The 14,021-nt window shown below is 63.2% G+C and carries 12 protein-coding genes; 5 read left to right on the forward strand and 7 right to left on the reverse strand.

Going from position 1 to position 14,021, the window contains the following annotated elements; translation table 11 throughout:
* Positions 1 to 29 precede the first annotated feature (29 nt).
* From BVG79_RS04785 to BVG79_RS04810, 6 genes are all read right to left on the reverse strand, one after another.
* The gene (locus BVG79_RS04785; protein WP_198167887.1) at positions 30 to 641 is read right to left on the reverse strand and encodes a protein-L-isoaspartate(D-aspartate) O-methyltransferase; all 612 of its coding nucleotides are present in this window, start codon (positions 639 to 641) and stop codon (positions 30 to 32) included.
* Positions 642 to 661: 20 nt separating this feature from the next.
* Positions 662 to 1,474: a 5'/3'-nucleotidase SurE gene (surE, locus tag BVG79_RS04790; RefSeq protein WP_085785885.1), complete on the reverse strand. Its 813-nt coding sequence runs from the start codon at positions 1,472 to 1,474 to the stop codon at positions 662 to 664.
* A gap of 85 nt (positions 1,475 to 1,559) precedes the next feature.
* Complete coding sequence (gene purF / locus BVG79_RS04795) at positions 1,560 to 3,047, reverse strand: amidophosphoribosyltransferase (protein WP_198167888.1); 1,488 nt, start codon at positions 3,045 to 3,047, stop codon at positions 1,560 to 1,562.
* Between the two features lie 115 nt (positions 3,048 to 3,162).
* On the reverse strand, positions 3,163 to 3,750 hold the full coding sequence (locus BVG79_RS04800) for a CvpA family protein (RefSeq protein ID WP_085785886.1): 588 nt from the start codon (positions 3,748 to 3,750) through the stop codon (positions 3,163 to 3,165).
* 24 nt (positions 3,751 to 3,774) lie between these two features.
* Positions 3,775 to 5,160 carry a DNA repair protein RadA gene (gene radA / locus BVG79_RS04805; protein WP_085785887.1) on the reverse strand — a complete coding sequence of 462 codons (1,386 nt, stop codon included), beginning with the start codon at positions 5,158 to 5,160 and terminating at the stop codon, positions 3,775 to 3,777.
* Between the two features lie 38 nt (positions 5,161 to 5,198).
* A complete protein-coding gene (locus tag BVG79_RS04810; protein ID WP_236951422.1) occupies positions 5,199 to 6,593 on the reverse strand; it encodes a M20/M25/M40 family metallo-hydrolase in 1,395 nt (464 codons plus the stop codon).
* A 244-nt stretch (positions 6,594 to 6,837) separates the two neighbouring features.
* Here BVG79_RS04810 and hemA point away from each other — a divergent pair, with 244 nt between their 5' ends.
* The 3 genes from hemA to ispG all read left to right on the forward strand — a co-directional run bounded on the left by hemA (position 6,838) and on the right by ispG (position 10,614).
* Positions 6,838 to 8,061 carry a 5-aminolevulinate synthase gene (gene hemA / locus BVG79_RS04815; RefSeq protein ID WP_085785889.1) on the forward strand — a complete coding sequence of 408 codons (1,224 nt, stop codon included), beginning with the start codon at positions 6,838 to 6,840 and terminating at the stop codon, positions 8,059 to 8,061.
* Between the two features lie 109 nt (positions 8,062 to 8,170).
* Positions 8,171 to 9,406 (forward strand): helix-turn-helix domain-containing protein, encoded by a 1,236-nt coding sequence (locus BVG79_RS04820; protein ID WP_085785890.1) that lies wholly within the window; start codon positions 8,171 to 8,173, stop codon positions 9,404 to 9,406.
* An 86-nt stretch (positions 9,407 to 9,492) separates the two neighbouring features.
* Complete coding sequence (gene ispG, locus BVG79_RS04825; RefSeq protein WP_085785891.1) at positions 9,493 to 10,614, forward strand: flavodoxin-dependent (E)-4-hydroxy-3-methylbut-2-enyl-diphosphate synthase; 1,122 nt, start codon at positions 9,493 to 9,495, stop codon at positions 10,612 to 10,614.
* Here ispG and BVG79_RS04830 read toward each other — a convergent pair whose 3' ends face one another.
* Positions 10,615 to 11,376 (reverse strand): DsbA family protein, encoded by a 762-nt coding sequence (locus tag BVG79_RS04830; RefSeq protein WP_085787254.1) that lies wholly within the window; start codon positions 11,374 to 11,376, stop codon positions 10,615 to 10,617.
* A 163-nt stretch (positions 11,377 to 11,539) separates the two neighbouring features.
* Between BVG79_RS04830 and BVG79_RS04835 the strand changes: the two genes are divergently transcribed.
* The gene (locus BVG79_RS04835; protein ID WP_085787255.1) at positions 11,540 to 12,697 is read left to right on the forward strand and encodes a pyridoxal phosphate-dependent aminotransferase; all 1,158 of its coding nucleotides are present in this window, start codon (positions 11,540 to 11,542) and stop codon (positions 12,695 to 12,697) included.
* Positions 12,697 to 13,899, forward strand: a complete 1,203-nt coding sequence (locus tag BVG79_RS04840; protein WP_085785892.1) for an N-acetylmuramoyl-L-alanine amidase — start codon at positions 12,697 to 12,699, stop codon at positions 13,897 to 13,899. The genes BVG79_RS04835 and BVG79_RS04840 overlap by 1 nt, the downstream gene beginning before the upstream one ends.
* Positions 13,900 to 14,021 lie beyond the last annotated feature (122 nt).

The following is a 14,021-nucleotide window of genomic DNA, read 5'->3' on the forward strand; positions in this document are numbered from 1 at the left end:
TTCCTGCTGCGCGTGCCGTGGCGGGGTGGTCATGCCAGCCCCTCGACCAACGGGACAAAGCGCACGGGGTGCAACTCTTCATAATCAAAGCCGTTTTCCAGCCGAACGACGCGGATCAGGCTTTGCACATGGTCGGACTGCCCAACCGGCAGCACCATGATACCCCCGATCTTCAGCTGCGCCAAGAGCGGCGAGGGCGGATCCTCGGCGGCAGCGGTGACCAGAATGCGGTCGAACGGGGCCTGTTCTGGCAGCCCAAAGCTGCCATCGGCGGTGAAGGCGGTGATATTGGTAATGCCAAGGCTGTCGAACACGGCCCGCGCCTCGGCCACAAGGCCGCGGTGGCGGTCGACGGTGTAGACGCGGCGGGCCAATTGCGACAGGATCGCCGCCTGATAGCCCGAGCCCGTGCCGACCTCGAGCACCTTGTCGCGCTCGCCCACCTCGAGCGCTTGGGTCATAATGCCGACGACCGAGGGTTGCGAGATGGTTTGGCCCGCGCCGATGGGAAGGGGTACGTCGTCATAGGCGCGATCGGCAAAGGTCTGGCGGACGAACAGGGCGCGGTCGATCCGTTCCATGGCGCGTAGGGTGCGTAGGTCGGTGACCCCGCTGGCGCGCAGGGTGTAGATGAACTGCATCAGTTGATCCGTCGGGCCGCTCACCCTTGCCCTGCCGGATCGATGTCGCGGTTCAGGCGGGATTGCAATTCGGATAGCGTGTCGTGGGCGGTCAGGTCGGCGTGCAGCGGCGTCACCGAAATATAGCCCTGCAGGTTCGCCTCGCCATCGGTGCCAGGGCCCGAGGTCAGGTCTTGCCGTCCGCCTTTGACCCACAGGAATTTGCGCCCCGAGGGTGAGATCTGCGCCTCGATCCCGAAGCCAGCGCCATGGCGGAAGCCTTGCGGGGCGACCTTGACGCCCTTGACTTCGCTTGCGGCGATGGCGGGGAAATTCACGTTGTAGAACAGCCGATACGCCGCATCGTCCCAGATTGCATTGTCCAACAGGCTGCGCACGACGGCGGCGCCGTGGGTGGCTGCGGCCTCGAACGGGTTATCCAGCTTCATGTTCAGCGGGCCCATGAATTGTGACAGGGCAATCGCGGGCAGGCCTTGCAAGGCAGCCTCCATCGCGCCGCCGACGGTGCCGGAATAGACGATGTTTTCCGCCGAATTGTTGCCACGGTTGACGCCCGACAGCACCAGATCGGGGCGGGCGTTTTCCATCACGTCATGCAGGCCGGCCAGCACGCAATCGGCGGGCGAGCCTTCGGCGGCATAACGGCGAGGGCCCATTTTGGCGATCATCGTGGGGTGGGTGTAGGAGATCATGTGCCCGACGCCCGACTGTTCGAACGCGGGAGCGACGGTCCAAACCTCGCCCTTGGGGCCAGCGATTTCAGCCGCGATGGCGTGCAGAACCGCAAGCCCTGCTGCGTTGATCCCATCGTCGTTGGTAATCAGAATGCGCATCGCCGCCCCGTCTTGAATCGTATCCTTGACAGGTCATAGGACAGGGCGGCGTAGCAAGCAAGGTGCCCGCCGCCCGAAGGCAGGATCAGGCGGCTTCGGACTTCATCTTGAAGCCCTGTTCCAGCATATCGGCCGGTGCGACCGGATAATCGCCCGAGAAGCAGGCATCGCAGTAGCGCGGTTTCGCCGGATCGCGGCCGTTCAACTGCCCCACTGCGCGGTAGAGGCCGTCGAGCGAGATGAACTTCAGGCTGTCGACGCCGATCCATTCGCGCATTTCGTCTTCGTTCATCGTGGCGGCCAGCAGCTTGCCGCGTTCAGGCGTATCGACGCCGTAGAAGCAGGGCCATGCGGTGGGCGGGGATGCGATGCGGAAGTGGACTTCCTTGGCGCCCGCCTCGAGGATCATTTCTTTGATCTTGCGCGACGTGGTGCCCCGCACGACCGAGTCGTCGACCAGAATGACGCGCTTGCCGCGCACCAGTGCGCGGTTGACGTTCAGCTTTAGGCGCACACCCATGTTACGGATCTGCTCGGACGGCTCGATAAAGGTGCGGCCCATGTATTGGTTGCGGATGATCCCCATGGCGTAGGGGATGCCCGATTCAAGCGAATAGCCGATGGCGGCAGGGGTGCCGCTGTCGGGGACGGGGCAGACGATGTCGGCGTCGACCGGTGCTTCCTTGGCCAGCTCGCGCCCGATGGCTTCGCGCGTTTCATAGACCGAACGACCGCCGATGATGCTGTCGGGGCGCGAGAAATAGACGTGTTCGAAGATGCAGAACCGCGAGGCGCGGGCGCGGAAGGGGAAGAAGCTTTCGACGCCCTTGTCTTCGGAAATCACTACCATTTCGCCGGGTTCAATCTCGCGCACGAAATCGGCGCCGATGATGTCCAGCGCGCAGGTTTCGGACGCCAGCGCCCAACCATCGCCAACCTTGCCCAGCACCAGCGGGCGCATGCCCAGCGGGTCGCGACAGCCCAGCAGCTTGGTGCGCGTCATGGCGACGACCGAAAACGCGCCTTCGCATTTGCGCAGCGCGTCTTCCATACGGTCGGGGATGGTGCGGCCCATGGAACGGGCCATCAGGTGGATGATACATTCCGAATCCGACGAGGATTGGAAGATCGAGCCGCGTTCCACCAGTTCGCGGCGCAGGGCCGCGGCATTGGTCAGGTTGCCATTGTGCGCGATGGCCGCGCCGCCCAGCGAAAATTCACCAAAGAACGGCTGCACGTCGCGGATGGCGGTTTGGCCTTTGTTGCCGGCGGTAGAATAGCGCACGTGGCCGATGCCGATGGTGCCGGGCAATTTTTCCATCACCTCGCGCGAGGTGAAGTTGTCGCGCACGTAGCCCATGCGGCGGTCGGACTGGAACCCGTTTTCGGGGCAGTAGGTGACAATCCCGCCTGCCTCTTGCCCGCGGTGTTGCAGCGCGTGCAGCCCGAGGGCTACAAAGTTTGCAGCGTTCGATACACCAATCACCCCAAAGACGCCGCATTCTTCATGCAGCTTGTCATCATCAAAGGGGTGGGCGGGCGGCAGGCGACGGTCGGTCACTGGGTCGGTCATGGGGCGACTCCGAAATGCGGCTGGCATGCGCCCCCCATAACCCCCGGGGGGCGACTTGTCACGTAGCGTTCACACAACTTTCGCGGAAACGCCCGCCTAAATTTGTCGCAGCCGCTTATTGCGGCAGGCTGACGGGCGCGGTTTGCGCAGGGCCTGTGCAGGTGCTGATCAAGCTGGCGTATTGGTTGTTGATCCAATCCAGCGCGGCCGATGAATCGGTGCCGGTGAAGCGGTCGGTCACGCCCGCGAAGATCGAGGCGGCGCGGCTGTTGTCGACCATGGGGATGCCCTGCGCCGACAAGAACGTCTGGTAGACAAAGTAGGCGACGGCGACCAGCAAGATGCCCCGCAGCACGCCGAACAGGAACCCGAGGCCTTGGTCGATCCCGCCCAGAACCGAGCGGTGGATCAGGCTGGAGAAAAGGGGCGAGAAGATTGCCGCGATCATCAGCACAATGGCAAAGATCAGTCCTGCGCCCGCGATGATCGACAATTCGCAGCTATCGGCGATAAAATCGCCCACAACCGGCACCGACCGCATGATGGGCGCGGCTTGGCCTGCGAACATGAAGGCCAGAATGGCCGCGACCACCCAGCCGCCGATCGCCATGGCTTCGCGGACAAGCCCGCGCGAATACGCCAGCAGTGCAGACAGAAGAATGACTGCTGCCACCACAGCGTCAATGATGGTAAAGCCTTCCATACCGTGCCGTCTCCGGTTGGGCCGTTAGCTGCGCTTGGGCGCGGGCTGGCCGAAATTGCTGTTCACGAAACCGGCCAGATCCTCGATCTGTTCCAGCGCGATCCCCTGCGCGCCGCTGCGTTTGGACAGCGGCGGCATGATTGCGGTGGTGAAACCAAGTTTTTGCGCCTCTTTCAACCTATTTTCGGCCTGCGTGACGGGGCGCACCCCGCCAGAGAGGCTGATTTCGCCGAAAAAAACGGTTTGTTGACCCAGCGGGTGGCTTTCGCGCGCCGACATCAGCGCGGCAACAACGGCCAGATCGGCGGCAGGTTCGGTGATACGCATGCCGCCCGCGACGTTCAGGTAGACGTCCAATCCGGCAAAGCTGACGCCTGCGCGGGATTCCAGCACGGCCAGTAGCATCGACAGGCGGGCGCTGTCCCAGCCGACGACCGCGCGGCGCGACTGCCCTTGCGGCGCGGGCGAGACGAGGGCTTGGATTTCGCACAAAATGGGGCGCGTCCCCTCGATCCCGGCGAAGACGGCCGAGCCGGGGGTGGGTTTGCCGCGCTGCGACAAGAACAGGGCCGAGGGGTTCTTCACCTCGATCAGCCCGCCGCCGGTCATTTCGAACACGCCGATTTCGTCTGACGCGCCGAAGCGATTTTTCACCGCGCGCAAAATACGGAATTGGTGGCCGCGCTCGCCCTCGAAATACAGGACGGTGTCGACCATGTGTTCGACGACGCGGGGGCCCGCCAGCGCGCCTTCTTTGGTGACGTGGCCGACCATGATGGTCGAGATGCCGCGCCGCTTGGCCATGTTCACCAGTTCGTGCGCGCTGGCGCGGACTTGGCTGACCGAGCCGGGCGCGCTTTCGATAGTGTCGATCCAGACGGTCTGGATGGAGTCTATAATGGCCAGATCGGGCTTTTCCGCCTCGAGTGTAGTTAGGATGTCGCGCAGGTTGGATTCGGATGCCAGCAGCACGGGGCTGTCGGTCAACCCCAGCCGCTGCGCGCGCATTTGCACCTGCGCGGCCGATTCCTCGCCCGTGACATAGATGACCTTTAGCCCGTTGCGGGCAAAGCGCGCGGCAGCTTGCAGCAGCAGGGTCGATTTGCCGATCCCCGGATCGCCGCCCAGCAGCACGGCCGAAGCATGGACAAGACCGCCGCCCAGCACGCGGTCCAGCTCGGCCACGCCCGCCTCGGTCCGCGGGGGGGCGTCGGCCATGGATTTCAGGTCGGTCAGTTCAAGCTGTTTGCCGCGCCGCCCGCCCATGCCTTGTTTGGCAGGGCCCGATATCGACAGGCCGGTATCTTCGACGATGGTGTTCCATGCGCCGCAGGCGTCGCAGCGACCGGACCATTTGGCGCTAGCAGCACCGCAGGATGTACATTTGAAAGCGAGGGAATCTTTGGCCATGTTCACCTTTTGGCCTAGTTTCCCCCGCAATTCAACGCTTATTCAACGCCGTAGATCTTGCCCAAGATCCGCGCCCACGACCGGCTGCCTTTGTGGAAGGCCCGCAGATCGTATTTTTCGTTGGGCGAATGGATCTGGTCGTCCTCTAAGCCGAAACCGATCAGCATCGCGTCCATGCCGAGGTAGGTTTTGAAATAGCCGGCAATGGGGATCGAGCCGCCAGCGCCAATAAAGGCGGCGGGGCGGGGCCATTCGTCGGTTAGCGCGGCGCGGGCCTGCTCGAACATGGGGTTTTCGGTCGACATCACGCTGGCGGGCGATGCGCCGTGGCCGTGGAATTCAACCTCGCAGTCAGCGGGCACCATGCTGCGGACGAGGGCGCGGAACGACTCGCGGATGGCGTGCGGGTCTTGGGTGCCGACAAGGCGGAACGAGACCTTGGCCGAGGCTTCGGCGGGCAGGACGGTTTTGAAACCGTCGCCGGTGTAACCGCCGAGGATGCCGTTGAATTCGCAGGTCGGGCGCGCCCAAATTTGTTCCAGCACGCTGCGGCCTTGTTCGCCTGCGGGGATCGACAGCCCGACATCGCCCAAGAAGGCCTTGTCGTCAAAGCCGAGGTCTTCCCACTGGGCGCGCAGGGCGTTCGAGATTTCGGGCACGCCGTCATAAAAGCCCGGCACGGTGATGCGGCCGGTCTCGTCATGCAGGCTGGCCAGAATTTTGGTCAGCACACGGATGGGGTTCTGCGCCGCGCCGCCGAAATGCCCCGAGTGCAAGTCGCGGTCGGCAGCTTTGATGGTGATTTCCTCGCCCAGCAGGCCGCGCAGTTGCGTGGTGATGGCAGGGGTGTCGGCGTTGAACATGCCGGTGTCGCAGATCAGCGCCATGTCGGCGCGCAGCTCGTCCGCATGCTCTTTCATGAACGGGACAAGCGACGGCGAGCCGGATTCTTCCTCACCCTCAAGGAAGATAGTGATGTTGCCGGGCAGGGCGCCGGTCACGGTTTTAAAGGCGCGACAGGCCTCGACAAAGGTCATCAGCTGGCCTTTGTCGTCGGCAGTGCCGCGGCCACGGATAACGGTGCCCTTGTCGGTTTCTTCCAGCGCGGGGTCAAAGGGCGGACGGTTCCACAGCGGCAGCGGGTCGACCGGCTGCACGTCGTAGTGGCCGTAGAACAGGATATGCGGGCCTTCGCCTTTGCTGTGCGCGACGACCATCGGGTGGCCGGGGGTGGGGCGCACGCTGGCGTCAAAGCCAAGGGCCGTCAGCTCGGTCACCAGCCAGTCGGCGGCGGTCGCAACATCGCCTGCATAGGCCGGATCGGTCGAGATCGAGGGGATGCGCAGAAGATCGAAAAGACGCTCGGTCGCGGCGGGCAGCGCGTTGTCGATTTCGGTCAGGATTTCGGACAGTTTGGGGGTTTCTAGCGACAAAGCGACTCTCCTCGGTCTGGGGATCTTGGGTTGCGGAAGACTTGCCCCGATCATGTCGCCATGTCGAGGCGGTGCGGGCCGATCACGATTCTTTTGACGTTTTTTCTGCAAAGCGCAGGAATTTTTACCCTCGTGGGGCTAATTTGGAACCATTCTTATCTTGTCGGCAGAGAATCTGGTTTATATGACGGACGGGACAGACCCGCCGCAGCGTGGTGGGCCCGGAGACTTGAAAGGCAAGCCAGTGGATTACGACGCCCAGCTAGATACAGCCCTCAACCGTCTTCACGCCGAGGGACGCTACCGCACTTTTATCGACCTTGCGCGCGAAAACGGTCAATTCCCCCATGCTGTATGGCACCACCCCGACGGGTCGACCCGTCCGGTTACCGTCTGGTGCGGGAACGATTATCTGGGCATGGGGCAGCATCCTGCCGTTTTGTCCGCCATGCACGAGGCGCTGGACGCCGTCGGCGCAGGATCGGGCGGGACGCGGAATATTTCCGGCACCACCGTCTACCACAAGCAGTTGGAGGCCGAGCTGGCCGACCTGCATGGCGCTGAAGCCGCGCTGCTGTTCACATCGGCCTACAATGCGAATGACGGCACATTGTCGACGCTGCGGATCTTGTTCCCGGGGCTGATCATTTATTCGGACGCGCTGAACCACGCTTCGATGATCGAAGGGGTGCGCCGCTATAACGGTGAAAAGCGCATCTTCCGCCACAACGATGTCGCGCATCTGCGCGAGCTGTTGGCCGCCGATGATCCGGCTGCGCCCAAGCTGATCGCATTCGAATCCGTTTATTCGATGGATGGCGATTTTGGCCCCATAGCCGCGATTTGCGATCTGGCCGACGAATTCGGCGCGCTGACATATTTGGACGAAGTGCATGCCGTTGGTATGTACGGCAAGCGCGGCGGCGGCGTGTCGGAACGCGACGGGCTGCAGCATCGCATCGACATTTTTAACGGCACGCTGGGCAAGGCCTTTGGTGTGCACGGCGGGTATGTGGCCGGTTCGGCCAAGATGATGGATGCCGTGCGGTCTTACGCGCCAGGGTTCATCTTCTCGACCTCGCTGCCGCCGGTGGTGGTTGCGGGCGCGCTGGCGGCCGTGCGTCACCTGAAGGGCGACGAAGACATCCGCCGTCTGCACCAAGAGCGGGCGAGCGTGTTGAAAACGCGGCTGAAAATGCTGGGCCTGCCGGTAATCGACCATGGATCGCATATCGTTCCGGTGATCGTCGGCGACCCCAAGCACACCAAGCTGATGTCGGACATGCTGCTGGAGCAGTATGGCATTTACGTGCAGCCCATCAATTTCCCCACCGTGCCCCGCGGGACCGAGCGTTTGCGCTTTACCCCGTCGCCCGTGCACGGCCCCAAAGAGATGGACGCGTTGATCAAGGCCTTGGACAGCCTATGGTCGCATTGCGCGCTAAATCGTGCCGATATGGTGGGGTGAAACCACAAGATGGGCTGTAAATTTCTATAGCCTGTGATATTTCCGCATAAGAGGCGGGGGATTTGTCGAATCAAACCTTCGCGACAACGGGCAGAAGCGGGACATCTGCATGATCAGGCAGGCCTTTCGGCGCAAGAATGCGATCGAACAGGTCGTCGAAGCCAAAGGCTTCGACGATTTCGAGATGCGTCTGGGTGATCTTATGCGGGGCGAGCGTGCGACGATGGGCAAAAGCCTGCTCGACGTGCAACGCGAACTGAAGATCAAGGCTGCCTATATTGCCGCGATCGAAAACTGTGATCCGTCCGTTTTTGATACGCCGGGGTTCATTGCGGGATATGTGCGGTCCTACGCGCGCTACCTGAATATGGACCCCGATGCGACCTTTGCGACATTCTGCAAGGAAAGCGGGTTCCGCCCGACCGCCAGCATCGTTGGGGCCACCACGCAGCGCGAGGAAAGCCGCGCTGTGATTGCGCGCAACGATGGCAGCCGCGATATTTTCACCGCATCGCGCACGCCCTTCATTCCGGCGGGCGAACGGTTGTTTTCGGGGATCGAGCCGCGCGCTATCGGGTCGATCATGGTGCTGGCCGCGCTGGTCGCCGGCCTTGGCTATGGTGCATGGACTGTCATCCAAGAGGTGCAGCGCGTGCAGTTGGCCCCTGTGGAACAAGCGCCGCTGGTGGTGACCGATGTTGATCCGCTGGCAGGCGGGGGGCGCCCGCAGGCTGTTGCGGCAGATCTGTCGCCCGTCGCCCCCACGAACGAGGCGCTGGCCCGCCTTTACCGGCCGCAGGCGCTGGATCTGCCGGTGCTGATCGCGCGCGACGGCCCGATTTCGGCGCTGACGCCCGACACTAGCGCGGCCTTCACCCGTATCGCGCAAGCGCAGATTCAGGGCCCGAACCTGCCTAGCCGTGCCCCGTCCGAGGCTGCCGTGCAGCAGATTGCCGCGTCGGGTATTACCGATGCCGCGACCCCCAGCGTGCAAGTCACCGATGCGCCGCAGCCGCCGCTGCAGCTGGTTGCCGTGCGCCCGTCGTGGGTGCGCGTGAACGCTGCCGACGGCACCGTGTTGTTCGAAGGGATCATGTCGGCCGGCCAGACCTATGCCGTGCCCGCGATGGCCGCTGCGCCGCGTGTGCGTGTGGGCGAATCCGGTGCGATGTATTTGGCGGTGAACGGCGTGCCCCACGGGCCGGTCGGCCGGTCGGGCGTTGTGACATCGAACATCGAATTGTCGGCAAATGCCGTGTCCGAGCGGTTTCAGATTGCCGATCTATCGCGCGACGATGCCTTGGCCGAGGTGGTGCGCGTCGCCCAATTGGTCACTCCGCAATAATGCGTGAAACGGTCGCGGGTGGTTGAGCCTGCGGCCCAACGCGCCTAGATTGGGGAAGGGCGCCTTCTGCGTCGATAGAGGATCCAATGTCGCTGAATTCCATTCGTCCGTGGCGCGAAATTCAACGGCGCAAGTCGCGCCGTGTGATGGTGGGAAATGTGCCGGTTGGCGATGGTGCGCCGATTTCGGTGCAGACCATGACCAACACGCTGACCACCGATGTGCGCGGCACGCTGGACCAAATTATCCGCGCGGCGGATGCGGGGGCAGACATTGTGCGCGTCTCGGTGCCGGACGAGGATTCCTCGCGCGCGCTGAAAGAGATTTGCCGCGAAAGCCCTGTGCCGATCGTCGCCGACATCCATTTCCACTATAAACGCGGGATCGAGGCCGCCGAGGCGGGCGCGGCGTGTCTGCGCATCAACCCCGGCAATATCGGCAATGCCGATCGTGTGCGCGAGGTGATCAAGGCGGCGCGCGATCATAACTGTTCCATGCGGATCGGGGTGAACGGCGGCTCGCTCGAGCGGCACTTGCTGGAAAAGTATGGCGAGCCTTGCCCCGATGCGATGCTGGAAAGCGCGCTGGATCATATCAAGATACTGGAAGACAACGACTTTCTGAACTTCAAGATTTCGGTCAAGGCGTCGGATGTGTTTCTGTCGGCTGCGGCCTACCAGCTGCTGGCGGATGCCACCGAGGCGCCCATCCACTTGGGAATTACCGAGGCGGGCGGGCTGATGTCGGGGACGATCAAGTCTGCGATCGGGTTGGGCAATCTGCTGTGGATGGGGATCGGCGATACGATCCGCGTCAGCCTCTCGGCCGATCCGGTCGAGGAGGTGAAGGTCGGCTACGATATTCTGAAGTCGCTGGGTCTGCGCCACCGCGGCGTCAATATCATTTCCTGCCCCAGCTGCGCGCGGCAGGGATTCGACGTGATCAAGACGGTCGAGATTTTGGAGCGGCGGCTAGAGCATATCAAGACGCCGATGAGCCTCTCGATCATCGGTTGCGTCGTGAATGGCCCGGGCGAGGCGTTGATGACTGATGTGGGTTGGACCGGCGGCGGGAACGGGAACGGTATGGTCTATTTGGCCGGCCGCCAGTCGCACCGCATGTCGAACGAACAGATGATCGACCACATTGTCGAGCAGGTCGAAGAAAAGGCCGCCCAGCTGGACGCTGCCAGCAAGGCGGCCGAGTAATTAGCCTTCGGCGCGCAGCGCGGCAACGCGGGCGCGCATGCTGTCGAGCGGTTCATACCCGCGCTGCATGGTGCCGTTCAGGATGAACGTGGGCGTGCCGCTGATTTGCAGTTGCCGCGCCAGATCGTGGTTGCGTCCGATCATATCCGACACTTCAAAGCTTTGGGCGCGGGTGGCGATGGATGCGCCGTCAAAGCCCAGCGTATTGGCCAGATCGACCAGCGTTTCGGGAGTCGCATCGGCACGCATGGTAATTAGCGCATCGTGTAGGGTTTTGTAGGCATCATCGCCGTAGATCAGCTTGGCGGCGATGGCGAATTGCGACGACAGGGTCGAGCCCTCGGTCAGGATCGGGTATTCCTTAACGATCAGGCGGATATTGCCGTCGCTGGCAACCAGTTCCTCGACCTCCGAGAAGGCCTGACGGCAGTAGCCGCAGCGGTAATCCATGAATTCGACGATGGTCACATCGCCCTCGGGGTTGCCGCCGACCCACGAATAGCCGTCATCAAACAGCTGGTCTTCCAGCGAGGCGATCATTTGCGTGTCGCGGTCGCTTTGGGCTGCATATTCCTTGTCGCGCAGGGCTTGCACGGCCTCCATCACTACTTCGGGGTGGGACAGCAGATAGTCGCGGATGGCGATGCCGAATGCGGTCTTTTCACTGTCGGTCATCGCTGCCGGGTCAAAGGCCATGGCGGGCTGCGACAATCCGGCCAGCAGGGCCAGCGTTGCGGGTAGGGCCAGTAGGGGCTTGCGCATAAAGGTTCCGTCCTGTTCGTTTTGCGCCATTGTTCACAGCCAGCCGCGAAAGCCAAGCCGCCTTTCACCGCCGCGCGATCACATCTTTGGCGCGGCGCGCGCTCTGGCCTGAGGCGGGCGGATGTGCCAGAAAGGCGCCACAAGACCCAAGCCGGAGGCCGAGATGAAACTGTCGCAGCGCGGAGATGTCGACCCGTTTATCGTGATGGATGTGATGGAGGCCGCGCGTAAGGCCGAGGCCGAGGGGCGGCACATCATTCATATGGAGGTCGGCCAGCCATCGACCGGCGCGCCGCAGGCTGCCTTGGCCCGTTTGGTGGGTGAATTGCAGGGCGATGCTATGGGCTACACCGTAGGTTTAGGCTTGCCTGAACTGCGCGCCCGCATCGCGCAGCATTATGCCGATGTTTACGGCGTTGATTTGGATCCGGCGCGTGTGGTGGTGACGGCAGGCGCGTCGGGTGCGTTTTTGCTGGCGTTTAACGCGTTGTTCGAGACCGGCGCGCGGGTGGGTTTGGGTTATCCGTGCTACCCTAGCTATCGGCAAATTTTGCGCGCGCTGGATATGCAGCCTGTGGGTATCCGCACGGGCATGGAAAACCGCATGCAGCCGGTTGCGGCTGATTTGGCGGGGTTGGATTTGGCGGGGCTGCTGGTCGCATCGCCCGCGAACCCGACAGGAACCATGCTGGATCGTGCGGCTTATTCGAATTTAAGTGATGCATGCAGATCGCATGATATATCGCTGATTTCGGACGAGATTTATCATGGAATAGAATACGGCATACCGGCGATCTCGGCGCTGAATGTCACCGATGATGTCTATGTGATCAACAGCTTCTCAAAGTATTTCTCGATGACGGGGTGGCGCGTCGGCTGGATGGTCGTGCCCGAAGACCAAGTCCGGCAGGTCGAGCGGTTGGCGCAGAATATGTTCATTTGCCCCGGCCACGCCGCGCAGCGTTTGGCCCTTTATGCCTTGGATGCACGGCCCGAGTTGGACGCGAATTTGGCGGTTTATGCCGCCAACCGCGACTTGCTGGTTGCGGGTTTGCGCGCGGCGGGGCTCGACCGTTTTGCGCCGCCCGACGGGGCGTTCTATATTTATGTCGATGTCAGCGCCTATACCGACAATTCGCTGACCTTTGCCGCCGATCTGCTGGATGAGGCGGGCATCGCCGCCGCGCCCGGCGTTGATTTCGACCCCGAGGAAGGCCAGCGCTGGATGCGGTTTTGCTATGCGCGCCAGACGGCGGATATTGTCGAAGGCATCGCCCGTCTTCAGGCCTTTATGGCCAAGCGTGCGGCGGGGGTGCGCTGATGCTGCGGGCGATTTGGCTGGCGCTGGTGTTTGCCCTGTGCAGCGCGGGTGCGCAGGCGCAGATGGCGGGGCTGGCGCGCCTTGATGCGGGGCAGAGCCGGATCGTCGTTGAAGGTGGCGGCGCCGCGTTGGATTTGGGCCTCTCGCAAGTTGTGCCGTGGCGGGTGTTCACGCTGGATGAACCGCGCCGCCTTGTGCTGGATTTTCGGGCCGTCGACTTTGGGCAGGCCCGCGCGGCGGATTTGCTGCAAGGCCTGCCCGAAGCTGCGTTGCGTTTTGGGGCTATGCGGCCGGGGTGGTCGCGGCTGGTGCTGGATCTGCCCGCGCCGCTGCGCGTGGCCAGCGCCGAGATGCGCGTGGATGCGGGTAATGGGGCGGCGCGGTTGCAGGTGCGTCTGGCCCCCACCGATGCCGAGAGCTTTATGCACGACGCCGGAATTCCGCAGGCGACAGGCTGGGATATGATCCCTGCCGCCGTACCAAAACCTAATGAAGACGGGCGTTTGGTGGTTGCAATTGATGCGGGCCATGGCGGGATTGACCCCGGCGCGCAGCGCGATGGCGTGGTCGAGGCGCGCCTGATGCTGACGCTGGCGCATGAGCTGGCCGACGCGTTGCAGCGCACGGGCGATTTCCAGCCCGTGCTGACCCGTAGCGAGGATGTTTTCGTGCCCTTGTCCGAACGGATGACTCTTGCGCGGGCGGCGGGCGCGGATGTGTTCATATCGCTGCACGTTGATGCGGTGGATCAGCCGCAGGTGCGTGGCGCGGTGGTTTACACCCAAGGGGCCGAGGCCGCCGACCGCGCCACCGCCCTGATGGCCGAGCGCCATAATCGCGGTGATCTGCTGGGCGGCGTCGATCTGGCGGGGCAGGACGACACGGTTGCGGGGGTGCTGATGGATTTGGCGCGCCGCGAAACCGGCCCCGCGTCCGAGCGGCTGGCCACCGCGCTGGTGACCCATTTGCGCGGCGCGGGGGCGGCGATGAACGACCATCCGCATCGCCGCGCGCCGCTGTGGGTTCTGAACGCAGCCGATTTTCCCTCGGTTCTGATCGAGGCCGGGTTTATATCGAACCCGGCCGAGCGTACGCGGCTGGATACCGTCATCGGCCGTCAGGCGATTATATTGGGGATCGTCAGCGGCTTGCAGGATTGGGCGCAATCTGAATCGGCGCTGGGGCCGTTGCAGCGCCGCTAGTGGCGGTTCAGTCAAGCGTGTTTTGACCTTATGGGCCGCGCTGGTTATAAGGCGGGGCAGTAATTGGGTGGCCCTGCCGGATCGGGCCGCCGCAAAGGGCAGTTTGCCAAAGGGGTCGCCGC

This window comes from Ketogulonicigenium robustum (genome assembly GCF_002117445.1).
Lineage (GTDB): Bacteria > Pseudomonadota > Alphaproteobacteria > Rhodobacterales > Rhodobacteraceae > Ketogulonicigenium > Ketogulonicigenium robustum.